The sequence below is a fragment of the Streptomyces sp. DH10 genome (genome assembly GCF_029813805.1).
GTDB lineage: Bacteria > Actinomycetota > Actinomycetes > Streptomycetales > Streptomycetaceae > Streptomyces > Streptomyces coeruleofuscus.
The window spans coordinates 35,079-58,563 of the sequence record NZ_JARVKU010000025.1 but is presented as its reverse complement, the minus strand read 5'-3'; the positions used below and the strand labels follow the sequence as shown (position 1 = coordinate 58,563).

The 23,485-nt window shown below is 70.9% G+C and carries 23 protein-coding genes and 2 pseudogenes; 11 read left to right on the top strand and 14 right to left on the bottom strand.

Going from position 1 to position 23,485, the window contains the following annotated elements; genetic code table 11:
• Window positions 1–15 precede the first annotated feature (15 nt).
• From amiA to QC385_RS36630, 5 genes are all read right to left on the bottom strand, one after another.
• Window positions 16–129 (bottom strand): streptamidine family RiPP, encoded by a 114-nt coding sequence (amiA, locus tag QC385_RS36650; RefSeq protein WP_279545713.1) that lies wholly within the window; start codon window positions 127–129, stop codon window positions 16–18.
• Between the two features lie 58 nt (window positions 130–187).
• Window positions 188–1,009, bottom strand: coding sequence for an ABC transporter ATP-binding protein (locus QC385_RS36645; protein WP_279545712.1), 822 nt, complete (start codon window positions 1,007–1,009; stop codon window positions 188–190).
• A gap of 19 nt (window positions 1,010–1,028) precedes the next feature.
• A complete protein-coding gene (locus QC385_RS36640) occupies window positions 1,029–2,036 on the bottom strand; it encodes a FecCD family ABC transporter permease (RefSeq protein ID WP_279545711.1) in 1,008 nt (335 codons plus the stop codon).
• A complete protein-coding gene (locus tag QC385_RS36635; RefSeq protein ID WP_279545710.1) occupies window positions 2,033–3,115 on the bottom strand; it encodes a FecCD family ABC transporter permease in 1,083 nt (360 codons plus the stop codon). Before QC385_RS36635 ends, QC385_RS36640 begins: the two co-directional genes overlap by 4 nt.
• Before the next feature lie 71 nt (window positions 3,116–3,186).
• Window positions 3,187–4,164 (bottom strand): ABC transporter substrate-binding protein, encoded by a 978-nt coding sequence (locus QC385_RS36630; RefSeq protein ID WP_279545709.1) that lies wholly within the window; start codon window positions 4,162–4,164, stop codon window positions 3,187–3,189.
• Window positions 4,165–4,258: 94 nt separating this feature from the next.
• Between QC385_RS36630 and QC385_RS36625 the strand changes: the two genes are divergently transcribed.
• The 8 genes and pseudogenes from QC385_RS36625 to QC385_RS36590 form a co-directional block, all read left to right on the top strand.
• Complete coding sequence (locus QC385_RS36625; protein WP_279545707.1) at window positions 4,259–5,455, top strand: hypothetical protein; 1,197 nt, start codon at window positions 4,259–4,261, stop codon at window positions 5,453–5,455.
• 134 nt (window positions 5,456–5,589) lie between these two features.
• Window positions 5,590–6,396, top strand: a complete 807-nt coding sequence (locus QC385_RS36620; RefSeq protein WP_279545706.1) for a class I SAM-dependent methyltransferase — start codon at window positions 5,590–5,592, stop codon at window positions 6,394–6,396.
• Window positions 6,393–6,602 (top strand): hypothetical protein, encoded by a 210-nt coding sequence (locus tag QC385_RS36615; protein WP_279545705.1) that lies wholly within the window; start codon window positions 6,393–6,395, stop codon window positions 6,600–6,602. Before QC385_RS36620 ends, QC385_RS36615 begins: the two co-directional genes overlap by 4 nt.
• Window positions 6,603–6,657: 55 nt before the next feature.
• The gene (locus QC385_RS36610) at window positions 6,658–7,485 is read left to right on the top strand and encodes a class I SAM-dependent methyltransferase (RefSeq protein ID WP_279545704.1); all 828 of its coding nucleotides are present in this window, start codon (window positions 6,658–6,660) and stop codon (window positions 7,483–7,485) included.
• A gap of 156 nt (window positions 7,486–7,641) precedes the next feature.
• A pseudogene (locus tag QC385_RS44380) lies at window positions 7,642–8,304 on the top strand (chromate transporter); the annotation flags it as partial.
• Between the two features lie 473 nt (window positions 8,305–8,777).
• Window positions 8,778–9,425, top strand: a complete 648-nt coding sequence (locus QC385_RS36600) for a hypothetical protein (RefSeq protein WP_279545702.1) — start codon at window positions 8,778–8,780, stop codon at window positions 9,423–9,425.
• 55 nt (window positions 9,426–9,480) lie between these two features.
• The gene (locus QC385_RS36595; RefSeq protein WP_279545701.1) at window positions 9,481–10,209 is read left to right on the top strand and encodes a DUF1775 domain-containing protein; all 729 of its coding nucleotides are present in this window, start codon (window positions 9,481–9,483) and stop codon (window positions 10,207–10,209) included.
• 188 nt (window positions 10,210–10,397) lie between these two features.
• A pseudogene (locus QC385_RS36590) lies at window positions 10,398–10,487 on the top strand ((2Fe-2S) ferredoxin domain-containing protein); the annotation flags it as partial.
• 256 nt (window positions 10,488–10,743) lie between these two features.
• Here QC385_RS36590 and QC385_RS36585 read toward each other — a convergent pair.
• The 5 genes from QC385_RS36585 to QC385_RS36565 form a co-directional block, all read right to left on the bottom strand.
• On the bottom strand, window positions 10,744–11,232 hold the full coding sequence (locus tag QC385_RS36585) for a GNAT family N-acetyltransferase (protein WP_279545700.1): 489 nt from the start codon (window positions 11,230–11,232) through the stop codon (window positions 10,744–10,746).
• A 692-nt stretch (window positions 11,233–11,924) separates the two neighbouring features.
• Window positions 11,925–12,539 (bottom strand): GTP-binding protein, encoded by a 615-nt coding sequence (locus QC385_RS36580; protein ID WP_279545699.1) that lies wholly within the window; start codon window positions 12,537–12,539, stop codon window positions 11,925–11,927.
• On the bottom strand, window positions 12,487–12,930 hold the full coding sequence (locus tag QC385_RS36575; protein ID WP_279545698.1) for a DUF742 domain-containing protein: 444 nt from the start codon (window positions 12,928–12,930) through the stop codon (window positions 12,487–12,489). Before QC385_RS36575 ends, QC385_RS36580 begins: the two co-directional genes overlap by 53 nt.
• A 49-nt stretch (window positions 12,931–12,979) precedes the next feature.
• The gene (locus tag QC385_RS36570; protein WP_279545697.1) at window positions 12,980–13,456 is read right to left on the bottom strand and encodes a roadblock/LC7 domain-containing protein; all 477 of its coding nucleotides are present in this window, start codon (window positions 13,454–13,456) and stop codon (window positions 12,980–12,982) included.
• Complete coding sequence (locus QC385_RS36565; protein WP_279545696.1) at window positions 13,437–15,956, bottom strand: ATP-binding protein; 2,520 nt, start codon at window positions 15,954–15,956, stop codon at window positions 13,437–13,439. Before QC385_RS36565 ends, QC385_RS36570 begins: the two co-directional genes overlap by 20 nt.
• A 441-nt stretch (window positions 15,957–16,397) precedes the next feature.
• Here QC385_RS36565 and QC385_RS36560 point away from each other — a divergent pair, with 441 nt between their 5' ends.
• The gene (locus tag QC385_RS36560) at window positions 16,398–17,558 is read left to right on the top strand and encodes a substrate-binding domain-containing protein (protein ID WP_279545695.1); all 1,161 of its coding nucleotides are present in this window, start codon (window positions 16,398–16,400) and stop codon (window positions 17,556–17,558) included.
• Between the two features lie 130 nt (window positions 17,559–17,688).
• Here the strand turns inward: QC385_RS36560 and QC385_RS36555 are convergent, their stop codons facing one another.
• The 3 genes from QC385_RS36555 to QC385_RS36545 all read right to left on the bottom strand — a co-directional run bounded on the left by QC385_RS36555 (window position 17,689) and on the right by QC385_RS36545 (window position 20,676).
• Entirely contained in the window at window positions 17,689–18,624 is a 936-nt protein-coding gene (locus QC385_RS36555) for a D-alanyl-D-alanine carboxypeptidase family protein (RefSeq protein WP_279545694.1), read from the bottom strand.
• Between the two features lie 163 nt (window positions 18,625–18,787).
• Window positions 18,788–19,450, bottom strand: coding sequence for a LysR family transcriptional regulator (locus QC385_RS36550; protein WP_279545782.1), 663 nt, complete (start codon window positions 19,448–19,450; stop codon window positions 18,788–18,790).
• 260 nt (window positions 19,451–19,710) lie between these two features.
• Window positions 19,711–20,676, bottom strand: a complete 966-nt coding sequence (locus tag QC385_RS36545) for a pirin family protein (protein WP_279545693.1) — start codon at window positions 20,674–20,676, stop codon at window positions 19,711–19,713.
• A 226-nt stretch (window positions 20,677–20,902) separates the two neighbouring features.
• On the opposite strand from QC385_RS36545, the gene QC385_RS36540 reads away from it, so the two are divergent.
• Entirely contained in the window at window positions 20,903–21,193 is a 291-nt protein-coding gene (locus QC385_RS36540; protein ID WP_279545781.1) for a tetratricopeptide repeat protein, read from the top strand.
• A 63-nt stretch (window positions 21,194–21,256) separates the two neighbouring features.
• On the opposite strand, the gene QC385_RS36535 is transcribed toward QC385_RS36540, so the two are convergent.
• Complete coding sequence (locus QC385_RS36535) at window positions 21,257–22,666, bottom strand: PepSY-associated TM helix domain-containing protein (RefSeq protein WP_279545692.1); 1,410 nt, start codon at window positions 22,664–22,666, stop codon at window positions 21,257–21,259.
• A 154-nt stretch (window positions 22,667–22,820) separates the two neighbouring features.
• Between QC385_RS36535 and QC385_RS36530 the strand changes: the two genes are divergently transcribed.
• Window positions 22,821–23,465 (top strand): peptide deformylase, encoded by a 645-nt coding sequence (locus tag QC385_RS36530; RefSeq protein WP_279545691.1) that lies wholly within the window; start codon window positions 22,821–22,823, stop codon window positions 23,463–23,465.
• Window positions 23,466–23,485 lie beyond the last annotated feature (20 nt).

Here is a 23,485-nt window from a genome sequence, read left to right as displayed (position 1 = left end):
CTCGCTGGATCTCGCTTACTCCTCGGTGTCGTCGAAGGGGTTCTCGACGAGCGCGTTGGAGTGGGAGGCCGAGTCGTGAGCCAGCTGACCCGGGTCGACGATGGGCGCGAAGACCTGCTCGTTGTCCATGAACTCTCCTTCATCGCAAGGGAGGTGCGGCGTTCTGTTGAGCGCCACAGGAGAGACTCTAATGAATATGATTTTCATATTCTACCCCTGAGAGGGGGTGATCCGGATAACACACCGGCCAGCCGCCCTCGGGGTCACGGCCGACCCGCCCCGCCACCTTGAGCACATCCGCCAGCAGCCCGGGCGTGACGACCTCCTTCGGCGTCCCGTCGGCGACCACGCGGCCGTCCCGCAGGGCGACGATCCGCTCGGCGAACCGGGCGGCGTGAGCCAGGTCGTGAAGCACCAACACCACGGTGAGGCCCCGCTCCTCGCGCAGCCGGACCACGGTCTGCATCACGTCGAGCTGGTGGTGCAGGTCCAGGTAGGTGGTCGGCTCATCGAGCAGCAGGACGCGGGTGTCCTGGGCGAGCGCCATGGCGAGCCGCACCCGCTGCCGCTCGCCCCCGGACAGGGCGTCGACGTCCCGCTCGGCCCACTGTTCCACGCCGACGTCGCGCAACGCACGTCGTACGACGGGGTCGTCGCCCTCGCGCAGCATGCCGAGGGGCCCGCGCGCCGCGTACCGCCCCTGCCGCACGAGGTGCCGGACGGTCATGCCGGGGACGGCCGGGGCCGACTGGTGCAGCAGCGCGACCCGCCGGGCGGTGGAGCGCCGGGTGAGCCGGGCCAGGTCGTCACCGCCCAGCAGCACGCGCCCCTCGTCCGGTTGCAGAAGCCCGGCGGCCAGCCGCAAGAGGGTTGACTTGCCACAGCCGTTGAGGCCGATGAGGGCGGTGAGTTCGCCCGGTTCGACGGTCACGTCGACTCCGCGCAGCACGGGTCGGCCGGGGTAGCCGAAGTGGACTCCATCGACACGGATCCCCACGGGTTCGGTCATGCTCTGTCCTTCGTCGACATCAGAACGTTCGGCTCGGCGTACGGCGTACGACGACCAACAGCAACCCGGCACCCACGCACGCGGTGAGCGCCCCGACCGGGAGCGTGAGCCGCCCGGAATCCATCGCGACCGCCAGCAGCTGCGAGACCGACTGCGCCGCCGCGTCCGCACCGCACACCACGGCCGCACCCACGAGGGCGGCACCGGGCAGCGTCACCCGCAGATCCGCACCGAACACGGCCAGCGCGAGGTGCGGCACGAGCAGCCCCACGAAACCCAGCGCCCCCACCGCGGCCACCGCCCCCGCCGTCAGCGCCACAGCGCACACCAGGGCGAGGGTCCGCGCCCGCGCGGCGGACAGCCCGGCGGCACCGGCGATGTCATCGCCGCAGCGCAGCAGGGTCAGCGGCCCGGCCAGCAGCCACGCCACGGCACCCCAGGCGAGCGCCCACGGCCACAGCAGGTGCCAGTGCTGCCACACACGGCCCTCGGTCGTGCCGACGAGCCACTGGACCACACTGCCCAGCTCACCCGGCGCCACGAGCAGCACCATGGCCGTGAGCCCGCCGAGCACCGCCGAGACGAGCACCCCGTGCACGGCCGTCTGCGCGGGGTCGCCCCGGCCACGCCCGGCGAGCAGCCAGAGCAGACCGGCCCCGACGAAGCCGCCCACGCACGCGGACACCACGACGGCGAGGGGCGATTCCCACCCCGCGAACCCTAGGCCGCTCGCGGTGACGGCCCCGAGTACGGCGCCCGGCGTGACGCCGGTGACCTCGGGCCCGGCGAGGGGGTTGCGCAGGGCGGACTGGAGGACCAGACCCGCCACGCCCAGGCACGCCCCCGCGCCCAGAGCCACCAGCAGCCGGGGCAGGCGGAGCTGGAACAGGATGTGTTGTTCCGTCGCGTCGCCGCCCCCACCGAGGACATCCCAGACCACGGCCGGGGACATGCCCCGCCCAGCCGCCAACTCGCCGCAGACGCACACGAGGACGAGCGCGGCGAACACCGCGAAACGCCGGCTCACCGGGACTCCCCCACTTCGGTCGACACGACTTCGGGACCACTCCCCCGCTGCTCCGCACCCGACGACGCGGATGCCTCAGGACCCGCCGCCGGCCCTCGCCGCGCCGTCGGCCTCCGCTTGCCCGACCGGAGCAGGGCGACGCCGACGGGCACGCCGAAGAGGGCCGTCCAAGCACCGGCCGGCGTCTCCACGGGCGCCAGCGCGAGCCGGGCCGGCAGATCGGCGACGGCCACCACGACGGCACCCCATGCCGCCGACCACGGCAGCCAACGCACCGCGTCGACCGCCGGGTTCAGCCGTCGCGCCAAGTGCGGGGCGAGGAAGCCGACCCACGCCACGGGCCCGCACACGGCCGTCACCGGCGCGATCAGCACAATGGCGATGGCCAGTGCGGCGAACCGTGCCCGCTGCGCGCGCACCCCCAGCGCCTCGGCGTCCTCGTCCCCCAGCCGCAGCACCGACAGCACCGGCGCGCACAGCACCAGCGCGGGCATGGCGACCAGCAGCCAGGGCCACAGGCCGGTGACGTCGTCCCAGGTACGGGCGGAGAGCGAGCCGAGCAGGTAGCGGTAGATCAGCTGGAGGTCGAGCTGGTCGGCCATCACCATCAGCACGAGCAGCGCGGCCTGCAACGCGGCGGCGACCGCGGCCCCGGTGAGCAGCACGGCGGACGGGCTGCGCCCCAGTCCGGCGGCGAGCAGCGTGAGCGCACCGCCGAGTGCTGCCCCGCCGATGGCCAGCAGCGGCTGGACGGCGGCGGGGATGGACACGGCCAGCACCAGTGGCGCGGCCACTCCGAGCGCGGCCCCGGAGGACACGCCAAGCATCTCGGGGACCGCCAGGGGATTGCGCAGCGCCTCCTGCAGCACGAGCCCTGCCGCGCCCAGGCAGGCACCGGCGACCAGCGCCAGCACCAGCCGGGGCACACGGAGTTCGGTGACGACGACTCCGGCGAGCGTGGCGTCCGCGTCCAGCAGTGCACCAGGCAGCCGGTGCAGCGGGACGTACGGCGTGCCCAGGCTCAGCGCGCAGGCGGACGCCGCGGCCAACAGCCCGAGGAGCACGGCAAGTTGCCACATCGTGCCGGGTCGCGAGAATCGCCTGCCCGTGGCCGTCGCACCTACCGCGCTTTCTGTCGCGGTGCGTGCGCTCACCGCAGGGCGGCCGTGGCCTCGTCGAGGACGATGCCCAGCGAGCGGGTGCCGCGCCCCTTGGCCCACACCTCGGAGTTCACCTCGTGGACGTTTCCGTTCTTGACGGCCGGGATCTTCTCCCACAGCGGGTTCTTCGCCAGCTTCTCCGACAGCTTGCCGTCGGCCTCGCCGAAGGCGATCGTCTCCACGAACAGCACGTCCACGTCGCGGGCGAGGATCTCTTCGAGGCTGTAACTCCCCTCGACGCCACGGGACTTCCAGGGGTAGTCGGCGATCTTCGGGAACAGCCCGGCGGCCACGTCCGTCCCCGGGGTGGCGACACCGAAGTTCTCGTCGCTGCCATAGATGACGAGCGCGGTCTTGTCGCTCTTGTTCTTCTCGGCCTCGGCGAGCTTGGTGCGGAAGGTCTTCTCGGCCTTCTCTCCCTGTGCGGCGCGTCCGGTGAGCGCGGCGACATCACGCAGGTACCCCACGCTGTCCTGCCACGTCTCGGGCTGCATGGGCCAGAACGTGGTGGCGTCCTTCAGGGCCGGGGCGAGCTTGCCGTGCGTGTCCTCCAGACCGATCACGAGATCGGGCTTGTGGGAGAGGATCGCCTCCACCTCGGGAGCGATGAAACCGCCGGGGATGATGTCGGCCTTCTTCGCCTTCTCCTCCCCCAGGAAGTCCGGATGGGCGAGGAGGGCACTGTTCGTGGCCGTGGGGACGATGCCCAGCTCGGTCAGGATGTCGTCGCAGAGCGCGAACAGGCAGACGATGCGCTGCGGTTCCTTCTTCAGGGAGACCTTGAAGCCTTTCGCGTCGGTCAACTGCCTTGTCGACTTGATGGGTTCCACGGTGACGTCGGTCTTCGTACCGGCCGCGGCGGCATCGTCGCCCGCGGGTTCGGTGGACGCTCCGCATCCGACCAGTACGGACCCCACTACGGCTGCGGTGATCCAACTGCGGACGGATTTCGACGGTGAGCGCAGCATCGATGCCCTCGCTTCTTCTCATGGCTCCGGAACGCGTCGACCATACATGATAATCGTTTTCATCAGACCCCTTTTCTCGCGCTGGAGGCTCTTGATGCACGACGCCCCGCTGCTGCTCGTCTCCGACCATGTCGGGGGATCCGTCCACGTACTGACCATGCCGGACGGCGTCGAGGTGCACCGCCTCACCCGACGTCACCTTTCGGAGCACGCCGGCTTTCTGGCACTGCCGAGGGGGCGGGCGGCGTGCGTCGACGACCGCAGGGGCGAGCTGCTGGTTCTCGACCCCTTCGGCCGTGAGCTGGTCGAGGCCGCTGTTCCGGTCGCCGTGCCGGCCGAGCACCTCGCCTGTGACCCTTCCGGCCGGTGGGCAGCCGTCACGACAGGCCTGGGCAAGAACGGCGAACCGTGGTCGGATCTGCTCACGGTCGTCGACCTGGCCACGGGAGACGCGGCCCGGGTGCGGACGCGCATGGGCGAGCCGGGGGTGACGGTACTGGGCGGCGACACCCCCTTGGCCGTCCTGCGGCACCGGGAACCCGGCGCGCTGGCCGTTCACCGGTTCGCCGACCTGCTCGACGCACCGCCGGGCTGCCCAGCGGTCACGCCCCACGCCCACCTCCCCCTGCCGGACGACGGGCACGGCGATGCCCAAGACCCGTACACCGGTCGCGTGTTCGCGGCCACGGGCGAGGGGGTGCGCCGGGCTCGCCGCGAGGGCGACGCACTCGTTCCGGAGCCGATGATCCCGTGGGGTTCACCCGCCCGGGGCTGGTACCTGCGTCTCGACCCTCGACGACGGAGCCTGTGGTCGACCCTGCGGGGCGGCCCCCCGGACCCACTGCGATGGCCGGAGTGGACGAATCAAGCATGGTGCCACGACCTGCAAACGGACCGTACGACCGTTACGGAACTCGGCCCCGGACTGGTCTTCCGGCTGGCCCTCGCCAAGGACCACACCGCGTTCACCCGCATCCATCCCGACGGCGACGAACTGATCCTGCTGGACGCCGACGCAGCCGTACGCCGCACCCCCCTCCCCGCCATGGACGGCGCCCCCCGCCGCGGTGGCACCCCCTGGGAGGGCGTCCAGCGCCGCGCGGTAGCCGCCTCCCCCGGCACGGACTGGGTCGCCGTGACCCGTGGCGGCCACGGCGAGGTTCACGTCTTCGACGCCCGAACGGCCTGCGAAGCGGCCCACTTGAAGCTGGGCACTTCCTTGCACCACGGCGGCCACGCGATGCTGCGCACGCGGCACGACGGCGCCCAGGGAGATCCCGTAGGCCGGTGACAACCCATCACCAACAGGGCGGGGTGGGGCGGTCGGCGCCAGTCACGCTCTCACCGTCCGAGGGTGTTCACCGGAGAGCCACAGCAAGTAGCTTGTCGACAACGAAAACCGTTTCGCTGCGCATGGGAGTTGACGTGACCGCACAACAGGCCACCATCGGCGAGGTGTTCAGCGCCGGGGCCGAGGAGTTCCACCGCTGGTCGCCCCTGCTGTGGGACCAGGTCGGGCAGGCCACGGTGGAGGTGTCGGCTCCGGGCCGTGGCGAGCGAGTGCTCGACGCCTGCTGTGGTGCCGGAGCGTCTGCACTGCCGGCAGCCCGTGCGGTCGACCGCGACGGGCTGGTCGACGCGGTGGACCTGGCCGGGGCCCTCGTGGCGCTCGGCGAGCGGCGCGCAGGACAGGAGGGCCTGGCGAACCTGCGTTTCCACGAGCACGACGTGACGGAGTGGGTGGCGGCGGACGGCGGTTACGACCTGGTGCAGTGCGCGCTGGGCGTGTTCTTCTTCCCCGACATGGACCGTGACACCGCCAAGCTCGCAGGGCTCCTGCGGCCGGGTGGGCGACTCGCGGTGACCGTATGGGAGAAGGGGGCGCTCGGCGGCTGGGGGCAGGCCTTCAAGAGCGCGGTCGAGACGGAACGCGAGTGGCCGGGATCGTCGCAGTCGGCCCAACTGGGCCGGATCGACACCGCCGACGCGCTCGCCCCCTGGCTGGAGAGCCTCGGCCTGCGCAGCCCCCGGGTCGTACGCCGGGACCTCGCCGTGCCGCTGACCCCCGCGACCGCCTGGGACCTGGCGGTGGGCAGCGGTACGCGCGCCCTGCTCGACGGGCTGGCGCCCGCCGCGGTGGAACGCGTCCGCGCCCACTTCACCGCAGCGTTGGAGGCGGCGTCGGTGACGGATCTCGACGCCCGGATCCTGACCGGGACGGCCGTGGCATGACCCGGGGGCCGCATCACGCCGCCGCCCGGCAGGCCGCCGAGGGTTTCACCGCCACGGTCTGCCGGGCCGAGGGCGGTTGCGGCGCGGCGGACAGCCGCGTCCTCGAAGCACTGCGCGACGCCACCCGGCGGGTGCCGTTCGGGCTGCTCGTCGCCACCGGCATCACCACTGCGCGGGAGCGGCGGGCGCCAGAGGACTCCTGTTAATGGATCCCATTTCCATATAGCGTCGTCGCATACACGCAGGACTGTGGAGGCGGTCATGACCGAGCGCGACGTACTTCTGGGCACGATCCAGGAAACCCTGCTCATCCCGCTCTACGGCCGGGCGGTGGAGAACCGCAAGCAGGAAGCGGTCCTTCGCGACCCCGTCGCCGAGAGGCTCGTCGCGGCGATCGACTACGACTTCGCCCGCTTCGACGGCCTGCCGATGCTGCTCGGCACCGTCCTGCGCACGAGCCTGTTCGACCGCTGGGTGGCGGACTTCCTCGCCGAACATCCCGCCGGAACTGTGGTGGAGGTCGGCGCCGGCCTGAACACCCGTTACGAACGCGCCGACAACGGCAGGGCCCGCTGGTTCGACCTCGACCTGCCCGACGTGATCGAGCTGCGCCGCGACTTCTTCACCGACACCCCGCGCCGCACGATGATCGCCGCATCGGTGACGGACGAGGCATGGGCGGACACCGTCGCCGCACACTCCGGCGGCCCCTACCTTTTCGCCGTCGAAGCCGTCCTGCCCTACCTCCACGAGATGGACGTCCGGAACGTCATTGGCCTGCTCGCCGACCGCTTCCCCGGCTCCCTGCTGGCCCTCGACACCTCCGGCCCCGGCCACTTCCACACCCAGGACCAGCCCGACGCGCTGGGCAAGGTCAACGCCCGGATGCAGTGGAGCTGCGCCGATCCACTACAACTCGCCGAGTGGCGACCGGGAGTCGAAGTACTGGCCTCCTGCACGTTCAGCAGCCTTCCTGCTCCGATGTACGACGAACTCCCGGCCCCTGTCCAGGAGATGCTCAGAGGCCTCGCCACCCAACGGCTTCCCCAGGTGGAGGACTACCGGCTGAACCTGGTCCGGCTGCCCTGACAGCGCCGACCGATCTCAGTCCGCATCCGACACCTCTGTGACGGGTGGTGTGGGCCAAGCGGCACGGGGCGCTTGCTGCACGGGTTCGGCGCCGTCGGCGAAGTGGACCGGCGCGGCACCGGCCAGCAGCGGTTCAACCACGCCCTGAGCTACTGCATGCTGCTGCCGGGTCCTGAGGCCCACCAACTCGCCACCCATGTCGGTTGGTTGCTCAACGGTACTCGTGGCGGCCTGGCCGCGGGCACCCTCTTCGTCCTGCCTGGCGTCGTCGCCCTGCTTGCGCTGTCGGCGCTGTACGTCGCGTTCGGTACGACCGCCGCCGTCACCGTGCTGTTCGCCGGGCTAGCCCCGGCCGTGGTCGTCATCGTCGCCCAAGTGGTGTGGCGGGTGGGCCGACGGTCCCTGACCCACCCCGCCCTCATCGCGCTCGCAGTCGCATCCTTCGCCGCGCTCGCCCTGTTCGTCGTCCCCTTCCCGCTGGTGGTTGCGGTGGCCGCGCTCATCGGCTGGCTGCTGGCCCGCCTCGCCCCGCAGACCCTGCGCCCGGCCACCGCGCACACCGCCAACGGCCCACCACCACTGATCGCCGACGACGCGTTGCACGCCGAACGCCCCAGCCGTCATCGGGCGTTGCGCATCCTCGGGCTCGGCCTGCTGTTGTGGGGCGCGCCGCTCGCCGCAGTGGCGGTCTTCACAGGTCCCGGAAGTGTCTTCACCACCCAGGGCCTGTTCTTCTCCGGCACCGCCCTGGTCACCTTCGGCGGCGCCTACGCCGTCCCGGCCTACGTCGCCCAGCAGGCGGTCCAGCACTACGGCTGGCTCGGCGCGGGCGAGATGGTCCGCGGCCTCGCTCTGGCGGAGACCACGCCAGGGCCCCTACATCGAGCGCCTGCACGGGAACCGGTCTGTGTCCGCCGCGCTGACGGGCATCACGGCGGCCGTTGTCGGCGTCATCGCCGATCTCGCCGTCTACTTCCCGCTCCACACCTGGTTCGCGACGGTCGACGACCGTACCTAGGGGCCGCTGCACCTCCAGCTCCCCGACCTGTCCACCGTGCGGCCCACCGCCTTGGCCATCACCTGCGCCGCCCTGGTCATGGTCTTCGCACTGAAGTGGAGCGTCCTGCGCGTCCTCGGCGTCTGCGCCGTCCCCGGTCTTGCGGTGGCCGGGGTGGCGGCCCTCGGCTGACATGGCACCAAGGGTCAGCCAGGCAAGCGGCAATCCGGACGAGCCGTCTCTTTGGGGATCCCATCCCCGCCCACGCCCGGTCATGCCTGATGATGGACGTGCCATGACCGAGCCGAGTACGACGTATCGCGCGCCACTGCCCGTGTTCCGGGCCGCTGTGTTCGCCTTCGTCGGCACGGTGCTCGGGGTGTCCGCGCACCATCTGGTCGCCGAAGGACCGGCGCCCTGGCGGCAGAGCGCGGCCGCTGCCGCCGTGCTCTTCGCCGTGGGACTGGCCGGAGCCCGGCGTCCCCGTTCTCTGATGTCCGTGGTGGCGGTGTGCGGTGCGGCGCAGTCTGCGCTGCACCTGTGGCTGGCGACGGCACACGCGCACTCTGCCCCGGCTATGGCCGTGCCCGCGCACGCCCATCACGGGACGGACGCTCACACGGCCTGGCACGAGCGGCTGCACGGCTCGCTCGCGATGACCGCCGTGCATGCGGCTTCGGCGGTGCTGGTCGCTGTGCTGCTGCACCAGGCGGACACCGTGTGCTGGTCACTGGCACGGGGCACGACGGCCGCGGTCGACGCGGTCCGCGCCCGGATGGCCACGGTCCGGACGCTGCTGAGGAAACGCCTTGCACCCGCGCGGTACCGGTTGCCTGCGGTCATCGGGGCGTGGCCGCAAGGGCCGCCTCTGAAGAAGGCAGTGCTCGCAGACGTGCTGGTACGCAGGGGACCGCCCCGGGCAGGAACCTCTCTCGCCGTATGACCTCTGCGGGATGCCCGACCGGCCGTCCCGCGCTCGTCCCTGCCTGGAGACCCCCATGTTCCATGCCATGAAGAAGCACGGCACCGCCCGGCGCCTGGCCCTGCTGACCGCCGCGACCACCGGCGCCGTCCTCCTCACCGCCGGCCCGGCTGCCGCCCATGTGGAGGTCGAGGCCGACAACGCCCAAGCCCTCGCCGAGAACGTCAAGCTGACCTTCGTCGCCGAGTCGGAATCCGCCGACGCGGGGATCACCGAGCTGCGCGTGGTCCTGCCCAAGGGCATCGCACCCGCAGACGTGGCCTACGACAAGGGCCCCGAGGGCTGGAAGTTCACGGCCCGCGACGACGGTTACGTCATCAAGGGCCCGGCCGTGAAGACCGGCGAGGACGCCGAGCACTCGGTCGTCGTCAAGCAGCTGCCCGACGCGAAGGAACTGGCGTTCAAGACGTTGCAGACCTACAGCGACGGACGGATCGACCGCTGGATCGAACTGAGTGAGCCCAGCGGCGACGGCCACGGCAACGAAGCCCCGGTCCTCGAACTCAAAGCAGCCGCACCCGGCGCGAAGCCCGCCAGCCCGTCCCCGAGCGAGAGCCGGCCGGCGTCGCCCTCCCCCACTCCCACGGAGACCGAGCCGGAGTCCTCTCCGGCGGCCCGGGCCGAGGCGAAGGAGGACGACGGCGGCCTCTCGATCGGTGCATGGATCGGCATCGGCGCCGCGGTCCTGATCGTGGCGGGCGGTGCCGCCTACGCAGTACGCCGACGGGCCGGCGCCCAGCAGTAACAGCAAGGATGCCGATCGGCCCCTTTGCCCACGCGGTCTCCGCAGAAGCGGCGCCGCGGCAAAGGGGCTGGCCGCCCGTTACCCGGCACGCGGCAGGTGCGCCGTGTTGGCGAGCAGCACCGCCGGGGCCATCGCTACCAGCACGGGCAATGCGAGAACGACGGCTGCCGCCGTGCCCGTCCAGACATGGCGGCCCCGGGACGGCGAGGCCCCCGGCCACACTGGAACTGCAGTTCATCCGCCCACCGCGCGAGGCACGGCTCCGTGCACGCCGGTGAAGCCGCGCCTCCCGGCGACTCGATGGGCGGCCGCGAGGTCATCGCGGCCGCCCAGCAATCCTGGACACGGACGGCACGCCGCTCGCGGCGGTGGCGGTTTCGATGCCCGCTTCTCGGTACGAGCCGGACCGGTTGCCCGAGTGGGGACGCCTCGTCACCGACATGGCGACGGAAATTACGGCGCGTCGCGTCCAGCGGCTCTGCATGCCGGCCACCATGCAGGCGAGCCGGGTGCCCTGCGAACCGGCACACCGCGTCATTGCGAAGAAACGCGAAACTCGAATTCGGGACGGTCCCACGGCACGGCGGGCGGGTTCGCGAGCACGGTCCCGATCCGCACTGCACCTGCGCGGTGGTAGAAGCCCTCGGCGGGAACATGCGACACGACCTTGACACGATCGAGCCCAGCGGCACGGGCCTCGGACTGCATGTGCGCGACGAGCAGCCGTCCAATACCCCGTCCTTGCGCTTCGTCGGCGACGAACAGCAGGTCGAGCTCCGGTGGAGCGAGAACGAGCGAGTAGAACCCGAGGACCCGGCCTCCATGCTCGTCGGCACCGACGGCCACAAAGGCGCGGTGGGCCTCGATGTAATCAGGCCCGACCCGGTAGCCCGCGACTGCGGCTGCGTACTCACCCGCGTAGGCGCCTGAGCCACGCACGAGCCGCGTGAGCCGTTTGGCATCCCGCGCAACGGCCCTCCGTATCGTGATCGGATGGCTGATCGGGGAAGTGCGGGGACTCATCGGAAGAGTATTTCGCACCGGGGCGTGCCGTCGTGCGGCGGGTCGGCTGCTCGGGCCGGATTCCTGCACCGCTCCCGGGAACTGCCTGCCCAGGCCCCGAGGTAGCGAGGGTCAGCCTGTACAGGACGACTTCAGGCTGGTCACGTTCCTGCCCTGCCCTGCACGCGTGGGGCAGAAGCAAGGGGCCGGGCCGAGCCGGGTCCCTCCGATCATCTATCGCAGACAGGGCCCGTCTACCACGCCCCCAGGGTGATCCTTCAAGCACTGGCATAGGGGCAAGCACGCACACCCCACTCGCGAACTATGTAGTCCCACCACATGTGGCCCTGACCTGCACGTTGTGCTCACAGTATCCGTCCCCACCGCGCACGAGGAAGTGGCGCACATGCTCTCCGCACCCACCGCTCCCCCTCCCCCCGCCAGCCTCAAACGCATCGTCACGGCCGGCATCACGGGGTTCGTGGCGTGCTGATTCGGTGCTGGCCGACCTGCGTCGCAGTGCGCTCCATTGCCCTCGACGGCATCCGCACATGGTTGCTCACTGTCACTAACAGCCTGAGCCGACAGGGATGAGTCAACCACCCGGGGGGGCTTGTCCGGGGATGCGGAGTAGAGGACGGGTAGGTCACCGTCATGGTGATAACCGTGGCGTGCGTGGTCGCTGTCCACAACTCCACCGGGCGCGTTCACGCTCAGGGTGTCCCGGCAGCTTCGGCACGGGCCAGGGCGACTTCCAGTACGACCAGCAGCGCATCGCGGACCGAGCCCGTCTTCCGTGCGTCGAAGACGACCAGCGGAACGTGCTCGGCGATGTCCAGTGCCCACCGCACCTCGTCGAGGTCATGCTCGACCTCCCCGTCGAAGGCGTTGACGGCGACCGCGAAGGGGACGTCCTTGTGCTCGAAGTAGTCCACCGCCGCGTAGCAGTCGTCCAGTCGGCGGGTGTCCACGATCACCAGACCGCCGAGGGCGCCCTCCACCAGGTCGTCCCACATGAAGCCGAACCGGTCCTGGCCGGGGGTGCCGAACAGGTACAGCTTGAGCGTCGGGTCGATGGTGATGCAGCCGAAGTCCATGGCGACCGTGGTGGTGGTCTTGCCCGGAGTGTGCGTGAGATCGTCCACTCCTGCCGCGACCTCGGTGATCGCGGCCTCCGTGGTGAGCGGCCGTATCTCGGAGATCGAGCCCACGGTCGTCGTCTTGCCGACGCCGAAGCCGCCGGCGATGACCAGTTTGACCGGCGTCGGCGGCTGTTCAACTGGTGTCACGGAGCGTCTCCCCTGAGTCGGGGACGGCACGAAGACCATCGATAACCCTTCGCAGTACGGAGAGATCCTGGGCGGTCCCCGCGTTCGGCCGGTGGACCGCCAGCTGCCCTGCGGCACGCAGGTCCTCGGCCAGCACACGGACCACGTTGAGGTGCAGTCGCAGCCCGACGGCCAGTTCCGCCACCGACTGCGGCCGCCGGCAGGCCGCGATGATGTCGTGATGCTCAAAGGTGAGCGCGTGCAGGACGGAGAGCCCCGCCGAGGTCGACACGACCTGGGTCTCGACCGGGAGCGGCAACGCCGCGCCGCCCCCCGACACCCGGCCTGCGGTCAGCAGGAACGGCCGGATCGCGGGAGCGCGGTCGGCGGCCGGATCCGGCGAGCCCCCGGCGTGCCCCGCTGCGTCGTGTGGTGGTCCGCCGACGGCCATCACGATCCCTTTCCGAAGTGCCTGTACCCGTGCCCCGTGCGGGGGACGGTCAGCCGGCCGGGGCCGCGCCGACACTGTTCTTCAGCTCCAGCACAAGCTGGGGGGTAAGTGCGGCCCCGGCCCGGTTGGCGAAGAGAGTCATCTCGTAGGCGATGTTGCCCAGCTTCGCCTCCTTGGAGGTCACCACTCCGAGGACGGCGCCGCAGCCGATGGCCGACACCAGCACATGGCCGCCCTCCAGATCGATGATGACCTTGTTGAGGCCGCCGAGCCCATAGTTGCCGGAGGCGCCCGCGGCGAGACTCGTCAGGCCGGACACGATCGCGGCGAGCCGCTCGGAGTCGGCGTGCTCACGCAGTTGGGAGACGGCGATCAGCAGGCCGTCGGACGACACGGCGATGGCGTCGACCACACCGGCGGTCTCCGTGGCGAACCGGTCGAGGAGCCAGGTGAAATCGGCCGCGGCGGCTCGCAGATCGGTGGGTTCCGGCCGCTCGGAACTGCTGTCATCTGTCGACGTGGTCACTGCCGGACTCCTTCTGGGATTGCTGATGGTGCGATGGTGCTGGTCTCGTCCGGGCGTGAGCACTGTCCTGCTCTGCCCTGCGTACGGCTGCCTCGAACTCGTCGAGCTCCGAACGGACGGCCTCGGCGTCGGCGGGCTGCCGCACCGTCGGCGCCCCCCGGTCCGCCCGCGAAGAGGTCGTGGCGAGCGTCGCGCCCCGTACCCGCCGCCGCAGCGGCCGTGAGTCCTCTGCGGCACGCCGTTCGCCCGAGGTTGCCGAAGGCTCCCCGCCGGCGTCCTCGACGGTCCGTTCCGCCATGGCCGGTCCTGCGGCGGTGCGCGCCGGGATGCGCCGAGGAAGCGCGTCGTGTGACGAGGGGGCCGCCGACCGCTCGGTGACACCGGTGCCGGAGACCGGTACGCGCGACGGCGCCGGCGCGGCGGTCTCCTGCCCGGTCCTCACCGGGAACGCCGCCACGGCTCCCATCAGGCCCGTGTCCACAGGCTGCTCCGCGTTCTCGGGGCCCTCGGGACTCATGGTCAGCAGGAGCGAGGCGGGGATCCAGACGGTTGCGGTGACCCCGCCGCCCGGCGTACGGCTCAGCGACACGCGCACGCCCCACCGCCGGGCGAGACTGCCGACCGCGAAGAGGCCGAGCACTCTGGTCGGCACGAGGTCGAGCCGTTCCCGGCGCACGAGCCGGGCGTTCTCCTCGGCGAGGCGCTCCGCGCTCATGCCGAGGCCGTGGTCGATGACCTCGATCAGCGCCCCGCCGTCCTCGGTGACGTCGGTCCCGGGGCGGACGGCCACCTCGACGGGCGTGTGGGAGGGCGAGAACGCGACCGCGTTCTCCAGCAGTTCGGCGAGCATCAGGGTCAGGTCACCGACGATGTCGGGCTCGACGGTGACCTCCGTCTCGGGCCGCAGAGACACCCGCTGGTAGCCCTCGATCTGGCCGAGCGACGCCCTGATGACGTTGGCCAGGGGGGTCGGCCGGGCCTCGACGCCGGTCTCCCTGATTCCGGCGAGCAGCATCAGGCTGTCGGCATTGCGCTGGAGGCGTACGGCGATGTGGTCGATGCTGTACAGCCGTTCGAGCAGTTCGGGGTCGGTCTCCTCGCGTTCGACGGCGTCGATCAGCATGAGCTGACGCGTCGTCAGGTTGCTGACCCGCCGGCCGACGTTGCCGAACATCTCGGCGACGTTGCGCCGGCTGAGCACCTGCCGTTCCAGGAGCTGGGCGGCGGTGACCTGAACCTGGTTGAACGCCTCGGCCAGTTCGCCGATCTCGTCACGGACCGGGACCGGGATCGACCGCGGTCGCAGGGGGGTGCTGTCGGCGGACTCGTCGTCGGAGACCCGGGCGAGTTCCTCACCCGCCACGTCGACCACCTCCTGGGCGGAGCGGGTCAGGGCCTCCAGCGGGCGCACGACCGAGCGCCGGATCAGGACGCAGAAGGTCAGCCAGGCGGCGAAGCCGAGCAGGGTCAGACCAAGTAGGTAGACGGCGTTCCGCAGGGCATCCGCGGAGACGGCGTCGGCCCGGGCGGCGGTCTGCTCGATCAGCGACCTGGTGATGCCGAGTCGGGCCTCGGACTGCCGGGCCTCGTCGGCGATCACCTTGCGGAGCTGCGTCGGCGTCTGGCCCTGCAGGGCCCCGGGATCGATCTGGAGCTCCGCGAACCGGGCTTCGACACCGTGCTGTTCGGCACTGCGCCGCATGCCGTCCATGCGCAGCACCTGCGCCGGTGTGGCGATGCGCTCGAACCGGTCCAACTGGTGGTCGTAGAGCTTGCGAGCGCCGACCGCCCGGCTGTACTCGGTGAGGGCGTTGGCGTCCCTGGTCTGGGCGGAGAACACGGCGCTCTCGAAGGCCGCGTGGGACGCGTCGGCGCGCAGCACCGTGTCCAGGAGCGTCACGACCGAGGACGACGAGGTGCCGGAGTAGCGCCCCAGGCCGATGCCGTCGATCAGGTACTCGACCGCGGAGGCGTACGCCGGGTCGATGTTGGCGGCGGGGACGTAGCCCCGTTCGAGCTTCTCGCGCAGGACACCGAGGCCGCGGATGTAGTCGAGTGCCTTCGCCTCCTCAGGCGGCAGGCCGGAGGCGAACGCCGAACGCACGGCGGCGGCCTGCGCGTCGGTGCTCCGCTGCGCCCGACGGTAGTCGGTGGTCGGCGGCAGCGGGGCTCCGGGGCGGGCCGAGTCGTACTGCACGGAGAGCAGGAGCGCCTGCCGGTGTTCGGCCTGTACGTCGTTGATGAGCTGCGCGACCTGTTCACTGTCGCGCACCAGGTCCGCGATCCGGTCGGCGTCCCGGGCCTGCTGTATCTGGCCGTAGGCGCCGACGCCGAGCAGTACGCCGACGACCGCGATGGGCGCGATCACCAGGACGTTGAGCTTACGCCGGAAGGGCCACCGGTCGAGAACGGTCGCCGCCTTGCGGCGAAACCGCGGAGTCCGGCGGGCATGCCTGGGCGGGTCCGGTGCGTGCGGCGGGTTCCCTGTGGTGGCGGACACCCGGGCCTCCTTCGACGTGTTGCTGAGCGGTGACGGGGATGCCGTGCTCACGGACCGCCGACCGGCCGGCACCGGACGTGACACTTTCGCGGCCCTCATCGCTGATAGGAACGAAGAGATCGCGCCAGGTGTCCGGAACCAGCCAGGCGAGAGTATCGCTTTTACCATGACATGACAAAGTTTGGGTCATAAAGAATCAATGACGGAATGTTTGCGAAGTATCTCCCGAGTGCAATGCTTCGCCCGCTGAGGCGCTCGGGCACGCGCTGCCACCCCGCGCCACCCGGGCCACCGCCGGGCATCGCCGCCCGCCGGCCTCGCGGGCCTCTCCTCCCGTCGCGAGTCTGATCCTCACGACAGCGGCCACGCGCGGGAACCGTCGCAGACCCACGCCCCGCCTCCCCACCAGCCTTGCCTCTCTCGCACCATGTTGGAGCCCCCGTGCACCCCACCCGAAAGGCGGCCGTGACGGCCACCGCTCTCCTGGCCTCGGCCACCATCACCCTCGTCACCGGATGCGAGAGCGCTTCCACCACCGGCGGATCCGTCGCCGCCTCCCCCAGCGGTTCGTCCAGACCCGGCTGCCCCACCGCCCTGGCCGCGGCCAAGCGGGCCGTCAAGACGGCCGAGGACGTCAACGCCCCCTGGTCCGGGCCGACCAGCGGGCCCCGAGCCGTCCCCGGCAAGACCATCGTCTACATCGCCCAGACCCTGACCAATCCCGGCGTGGCGGGCGTCGCGAAGGGCGTCCAGGAAGCCGCCGGCATCATCGACTGGCGCGTCCGCACCCTCAACGGCCAGGGCACGCCGGCCGGAATCAAGGCCGCCTTCGCGGAGGCCCTGGCCCTCAAACCCGACGGCATCGTCATCGGCGGTTTCGATCCCACCTCCACCCCCGCACAGGTCGAGCAGGCGAACACGGACGGCATCCCGCTGATCGGCTGGCACGCCGTCGCAGCTCCCGGCCCCAGCGAGAACCCGAAGCTGTTCAGCAACATCACCACCAGGGTCGAGGAGGTCGCGAAGATCAGCGCCGATTGGATCATCGCCCGGTCCAACGGTCGCGCGGGCGTCGTCCTGTTCACCGACGCCTCGATCCCCTTCGCCAAGCGCAAGTCGGATCTGATCAAGAAGGAACTCGCCACCTGCTCCGGCGTCAAACTGCTGAGCTACGAGAACGTACCCATCCCGCAGGCGGGCAGCCTCACCACCAAGAGGGTCTCCTCCCTGGCCTCCCGCTTCGGCGACAGGTGGACCCATTCGGCCGCCATCAACGACCTGTACTTCGACCACGCGGGCCCCGCCCTGCGTGCCGCAGGCAAGCAGGGCGACGGCGCCCCGTTCAACATCGGGGCCGGTGACGGCGACCCCTCGGCCTTCCAGCGCATCAACGGCAAGGAGTTCCAGGCCGCCACCGTGCCAGAACCACTGTCCGAACAGGGCTGGCAGATCATCGACGAGTTCAACCGTTCCTTCGCCGGCAAACCGGCCAGCGGCTACGTCGCCCCCGTCCACGTCACCACCGCCGCCACCAGCGGCGGCGCACTGTCCTGGGACTCGGAGGGATACCGCGAGGCTTACCGCAGGATCTGGGAGAAGTAGAGACGTAGCAGACCGGCGGCCAGCCGGACCGGTTCACCCGTACAGTCGGCCGCGGTTTGCACTGTCCAGGGCGCCGGGCCAAGACGTCCAGCACACGCTATGCGCGGCGTCGAGTGCGCGTCGGCCCAGGTCAGTCCCTCTGTGCGCCCGTCGGCAGGGTGCGCAGCCGCATGGTGCTCGCCGAGCTGGTGCCGAATGCGTAGTCCAGCAACTTGGCGGCGTCTGTGTAGCGGTACTGGTCGTTGAGGAGCACGCCGATGACCGTCTTCCCGTTGCGGGTCGCGGCGAAGACGAGGCAGGGGCCGGATGGCGTGTTGGTGCCCGTCTTCACCCCGATCGCCCCGCCGTATGAGCCCAGCAACTGGTTGGTGTTGTACCAGGTGTACGTGCGGGTGCCGCCGGTGCTGGTCGTCGCGTACTGCACGGTCTTCGGCTTCTTCACGATGCCCGCGAACGTCGAGTACTTCATCGCGCTGCGCGCGAGCTTGGCGAGGTCGCGCGGCGTCGTGTAGTTCGTGTTCTGCGTCGAGTTGCCGTCGAACGAGTCGAAGTGCGTGTTGGTCAGGCCGAGGGTGTCCGCCTTGGCGTTCATCTTGCTGATGAACGACTTGGTCCGCGCCGAGATGGTCGTACCGGTGCCGAACGCGTCCGCGAGGGCCATCGCGGCGTCGCAGCCGGACGGCAGCAGCATCGCATGGAGCAACTGGCGGATGGTGACCTTGTCGCCGCTCTTGAGATCCGCGGTGCTCGCGCCCTTGGCAGTGACGTAGTCCCGGTAAGCCTGCTTGATCGTGACCTTCCGGTCCAGGTTCAAGTCGGGGGTGCTCAGCACGACGCGAGCCGTCATGATCTTGGTGGTGCTCGCCATGGGCCGCTTGGTGTCGGCGTACTTGCTGTACAGCGTGGAGCCCGTCGCGCTGTTGAGCATGAACGCGCCCTTTGCGCTGACCGAGGGCGCGGTCGCCGCATGCGCGGGCGCGGTCAGGGCGCCGCCCGCGAGCAGCGCGCCGACGCCGGCGACAGTTGCGGCTCTGCGGATACGTACGCCCTTGATGCCTGTTATCACTATGAACGCTCCGATTGTGCCAAATGCCAATGGCAGTTGCGAAATGAAGCGGGGGGAGGCGCTAGGGAGACTCACACGGGACACCGAGGGTTGTACGGCGGGCGGAAAGTAGTTCAGGGAGTCCTGCGAGCCGACGCTGCGGCGGAGGCCACCCGGACACACATCAGCCACTGTCGGTACCGTCGGATGCGGGCGGGTAGAGGGTTGTTCCCGCGGAACGGCGAAGGATTTCCCAAACGGCGTCGCGCGTGCCCGAGCCCTGTTCGCGCACGATCAACGGAGTGGCCGCCAGCGTCCGCAGGGGCAGCGGCTGTCTGCGCCTGGCCCACGGGTGGCCCGGCGCGACCACCACGACCAACTCGTCGTCGGCGATGGTGTGGCTGCGCAGTCCGTCCGGCGCGTGCGGGCCCTCGGCGAAACCGAGGTCGGCCTCACGGCCGCGCACCATGTCGGCGACCTGCGCGGAATTGCCAGCCCGCAGGGCGACCTTGACTTCGGGGAGCCTGGCGCGCAGGGCCATCAGCCATCCCGGCACCCGGTGATCCGCGATGGTCATCGACGCGGCGATCCGCAGTCGCCCCTGCTGATCCGCGTGAAGAGCCGCGACACCACTGACCAGCGCCCGGGCGGCGTCGAGCACCGGCAGCGCCCAGTCCACCACAGCGATCCCGGCCGCCGTGAGGCGTGACCCGGTGGGGCCTCGTTCGAGCAGTACCAGCCACAACTGCCGTTCCAGCGCTGTGATGCGCATGCTCGCCGCCGGCTGGCTCATCCCGTGCCGCGCGGCGGCCCGGCCGAGACTGCCGGTCTGGGCGACGGCGACCAGCAGTGCAAAGAGCGACGCAAGCTGCGGAGCTGCGAGAAGAGCATCTCGAACTCACCTGACCGAGCGTCAGCCAAGTCAGCATCAGGTCAGCAAGAGTCCTGCCACAGCTGCCCACAGACAGCCACACCGAGGAATCGCCAGCCCCGCCGACCCGAGCAAGCGAACCGCTCGGCCGCCGACCGGGGAGCGATCGAAAAGCGGCCAACAATGTCCAGCCGCCACCCACTCAGCAGGCACTGACCCGCGAGAATTCGAGCAGGTCAGCGCACCCTTCCCCGCGGCTTCAACGGCACCGGCGGCAGTTCCGGTGCGGGCAGGGGATCCCCGTCGTACCCCTTCACCTCCCCGAACCGAGTGCCCTCCATCCAGTCCCGACGCGCCTGTTCGATCTCCTCCTGCGACCGTCCGATCCAGTTCCAGAACATGATCAGTTCCTCCTCGAACGGCTCGCCTCCCAGGAGCATCAGGCCCGCGTCCGACTCCGCCCTCAGCGGCAGCTCGCTGCGGCCGCAGCCGAGGTAGAGCATCGAGCCGGGCAGGACCGGGACGCCGTCCACGTGGGCCTCGCCGGACATGGACAGGACGGCGTACTCGAAGTCCGGTTCCAGGGGGAGGCGTACGTCCGCGCCTCGGGTGAGGGCCAGGTCGGCGCCGACGATCGGGGTGTACGCCGTGCCGGGCGAGGACGCGCCGTCGAGGGCGCCGAGGATCAGCGTCGCCTTGACGCCGGGTGCCGTGACGACCGGCAGGTCGGCGTGGTGTTCGAAGCGGGGGTCGGTGTGGCGGTGGCCGTCCGGGAGGGCGACCCACAGTTGCGCGCCGTGCAGGAAACGGGCGTGCGAGCGGGGACTCTCCTCGGAGTGGCTGATCGCCCGGCCGGAGGTCATCAGGCCCAGTTCACGCGGCCGGATCGTCTGGAGGCTGCCGGTGGAGTCGCGGTGCAGTACCTCCCCCTCGTGCAGCCAGCTCACCGTCTGGAGGCCCATGTGGGGATGCGGCGGCACCTGCATGCCGGGTTCGTCGGCGATGTCGTCGGGGCCGTAGTGGTCGACGAAGCACCAGGCCCCGACCATACGGCGGCCGAGGTTGGGCAGCAGCCTGCGGACCTCGCTGGACTCGCCCAGCTTGACGTGGCGAGGACTGAGGAGTTCGCGAACCGGCTCGGCCACGACGAAGCCGCGGCCACCGCACAGGGAGGGAGCCGCCTGGCGCTCAAGATTGCTCATGGCTCACAACCTAGTCCGGTGGAACGGGCCGCGTCGCGCGTCATTCGGACCGCGCCCGGGCGCCCGCGTCGACCGGCCGCCCACACCTGGTAGCGGTCCGCTCTGTAGTGGAATATTAAACCAATCCGTTCGGTTGTCGGCCTCGAAGGAGGCACGAGTGAACACGACCTACGACACGACGTACTACGCCCACGGGACACCGGCGGAGCGCTGGGAGCGCGCGCGGATGTTCTTCGACGCCAAGGACTACGCCGCCGCCGCGCGGGTCCTGGGCGGGCTGGTCGAGGAAGTGCCCGAGCAGACCGGGCCGCGGCTGCTGCTGGCGCGCTCCTACTACCACTCGGCCCAACTGGGGCGCGCGGAAGCCGAGTTGCGGACGATCGTCGAGCGGGACCCCGTCGAGCACTACGCCCGGCTGATGCTCGGCCGCACGCTCCAGCGGCAGAACCGGCATGAGGAGGCGGAGTCGCACCTGCGGATCGCCTCCGCGCTCGCGGGTGACTTCGAGCAGCGCTGACCGGTACGCACCCGAAGGTGCCCGGCTCCGTGTGGAGCCGGGCACCTGTGCGCCGGCGGGCCGCTACCGCGTCGGGGTCCCCGCTCCGTACGTCCGCCGTCCCCGCCGGTAGGCGATCTCGCCCAGCAGGATGTCGACGGCCAGGAAGGCCGCCAGCGGGATGCCGAACAGGGGCAGGAAATATCCGAGTACGGCGATCCCCGCCAGCAGCGGTACGAGGATCTGTGGCGGCACCTGCTGCCAGGCTCCGCGCGGGATCGGGCGGCCGAAGGCGGCGCCGCGGCCGCGCTGCCACCACATGCGGTAGCCCCACACGATCAGCAGGATCAGACAAAGCGCGAGCAGCATCAGGGCGATCTGGTTGGCCAGGCCGAACAGGGTCCCGGTGTGCAGGTCGATGCCCCACCGGGTGAGCTTGGCGAGCACCGGGTAGTCGGCGAACCGCACCACGTCCATGATCTCGCCACTGGCCGGGTCGATCGCGACGGTGTCCTGCTTCTCGGGCCAGCTGCGCTGCACCTGCTTGACGACGTACGCGGACTTCACGTCCGCCGGCGGCACGATCTCCACCGGGTCGCCCAGGCCCTCGGACCGGGCCGCGGCCAGGACCTTGTCCAGGCCCACCCCGTGCGCGGCGTCTCCCGACTGCCCGGCGGCGGAGCCGTGGCCGGCGTGTTCACCGCCCGCCGACGCCGACACCGACGGGGTGGCCTGCCCCAGCGAGGTCCGCAGCTCGTCGATGTTGGCCCCGGCGTAGGCCGACCAGGTCAGGCCGGTCGCCGAAAGGAAGAAGAACCCGGCCGCCGCCCACACGCCGATGCCGCCGTGGAGTCCGAGGGTGCGGCGCCGCCCGCTCGTCCCGCGCACCTTGCGCAGGGCACGGCGGCGGGAGAACCACAGCACGAGTCCGCCGGCCGAGATCACCCACAGCCAGCTGGCCGCCAGTTCGCTGTACATCCGGCCCGATTCACCGAGGTGCAGGTCCCGGTGGAACTCGTCGATCCAGGTGCGCAACGGCAGCGCGCCGGTCGAGCCGTACTGTTCGAGGGAGCCGCGCACCTTCGCGGTGTACGGGTCGACGAACACGGCGAGTGTGTGTCCCTCGTCGACGCCCGGGACACCGGACAGCAGCACCCTGGTGGTGGCGTCCGCCTCGGGTGAAGGGCGTACGGCCGAGATCGTGCCCTCGGGGTGGGCCTTGCGGGCGGCGGCCACCTGCTCGCTGACCGGCAGCTTCCGCTCGCCCGCGGGGACGGTCAGTTCGTGCTCGTACACGATCTTCTCGGCCTGGAAGGAGGCGGCGTACAGCAGGCCGGTGACGGCGGCGACGAAGAGGAACGGCGCCACCAGCACCCCGGCGTAGAAGTGCAGGCGGAGGATCAGCGGACGCAGTGGGGCCCAGCTGTTCTTCGGCGGTGCCGGGGTGGCGGGTTGCGGGGCCTCGTCCGTGGTGGTCGAGGGGGCGGTGGTCATCGGCGGGCTTCTCCGGGGGACGTCGTCTTGGCCGTCGCGGTGCGGTCGGCGGCCGTTGCGGTTCAGTAGTCGGTCCGGCGGGGCGTCCAGTTCCCGGCGAGCATGTGTGACGTGCGACACACGAGGGTGGAGGGTGTCGTGCCATCCTGACGCGATGGGAACTCCTGGCGATCGCGCACCTCTGGCCGAGCGGGTCGAGGAACTCCTCGCGGGCGGCGGCCCGTTGGCCATCGTCGCGGCCGGCGAACCGGTGCTGCGGCGCGGCACCGAGCCGTACGACGGTCAGCTGGGGCCCGCGCTGCTGGCCCGGTTCGTCGAGGCTCTGCGGGTCACCATGCGCGCGGCACCGGGGGTGGGCCTGGCGGCGCCGCAGGTCGGTGTGGAGCTGAGGATCGCGGTGATCGAGGACCCGGCGCCGGTGCCGGAGGAGGTGCGGCTGGCGCGCGGGCGGGTGCCGCAGCCGTTCCGGGTGCTGGTGAATCCGGCCTACGAGCCCGTCGGCGGCACGCGGGCCGCGTTCTTCGAGGGCTGTCTGAGCGTGCCGGGCTGGCAGGCGGTGGTGGCGCGGCCCGCCGAGGTGCGGCTGACCGGGCAGGACGAGTACGGGCGCGCTCTGGACGAGGTGTTCGCGGGCTGGCCCGCGCGGATCGTGCAGCACGAGACGGACCATCTCGACGGGGTCCTGTATCTGGACCGGGCCGAGTCGCGTTCGCTGTCGTCCAACCGGGCGGTGACGGAACGCTGGGCTCAGCCGACGCCGGAGGAGGCCGCGCGGGCGCTCGGCTTCGAGCTGCCGTAACGCCGGCCGCCGCGGAAATT

Coding starts and splice junctions, on each gene's coding strand:
- QC385_RS36540 (WP_279545781.1), top strand. CDS start 20,903: ATGTTCTTCGACGCCAAGGACTACGCCGCCGCCGCGCGGGTCCTGGGC.
- QC385_RS36585 (WP_279545700.1), bottom strand. CDS start 11,232: ATGAGTCCCCGCACTTCCCCGATCAGCCATCCGATCACGATACGGAGG.
- QC385_RS36610 (WP_279545704.1), top strand. CDS start 6,658: ATGACCGAGCGCGACGTACTTCTGGGCACGATCCAGGAAACCCTGCTC.
- amiA (WP_279545713.1), bottom strand. CDS start 129: ATGGACAACGAGCAGGTCTTCGCGCCCATCGTCGACCCGGGTCAGCTG.
- QC385_RS36635 (WP_279545710.1), bottom strand. CDS start 3,115: ATGTGGCAACTTGCCGTGCTCCTCGGGCTGTTGGCCGCGGCGTCCGCC.
- QC385_RS36595 (WP_279545701.1), top strand. CDS start 9,481: ATGTTCCATGCCATGAAGAAGCACGGCACCGCCCGGCGCCTGGCCCTG.
- QC385_RS36645 (WP_279545712.1), bottom strand. CDS start 1,009: ATGACCGAACCCGTGGGGATCCGTGTCGATGGAGTCCACTTCGGCTAC.
- QC385_RS36545 (WP_279545693.1), bottom strand. CDS start 20,676: ATGAGCAATCTTGAGCGCCAGGCGGCTCCCTCCCTGTGCGGTGGCCGC.
- QC385_RS36600 (WP_279545702.1), top strand. CDS start 8,778: ATGACCGAGCCGAGTACGACGTATCGCGCGCCACTGCCCGTGTTCCGG.
- QC385_RS36615 (WP_279545705.1), top strand. CDS start 6,393: ATGACCCGGGGGCCGCATCACGCCGCCGCCCGGCAGGCCGCCGAGGGT.
- QC385_RS36530 (WP_279545691.1), top strand. CDS start 22,821: ATGGGAACTCCTGGCGATCGCGCACCTCTGGCCGAGCGGGTCGAGGAA.
- QC385_RS36625 (WP_279545707.1), top strand. CDS start 4,259: ATGCACGACGCCCCGCTGCTGCTCGTCTCCGACCATGTCGGGGGATCC.
- QC385_RS36575 (WP_279545698.1), bottom strand. CDS start 12,930: ATGGCCGTCGGCGGACCACCACACGACGCAGCGGGGCACGCCGGGGGC.
- QC385_RS36630 (WP_279545709.1), bottom strand. CDS start 4,164: ATGCTGCGCTCACCGTCGAAATCCGTCCGCAGTTGGATCACCGCAGCC.
- QC385_RS36580 (WP_279545699.1), bottom strand. CDS start 12,539: ATGGTCTTCGTGCCGTCCCCGACTCAGGGGAGACGCTCCGTGACACCA.
- QC385_RS36535 (WP_279545692.1), bottom strand. CDS start 22,666: ATGACCACCGCCCCCTCGACCACCACGGACGAGGCCCCGCAACCCGCC.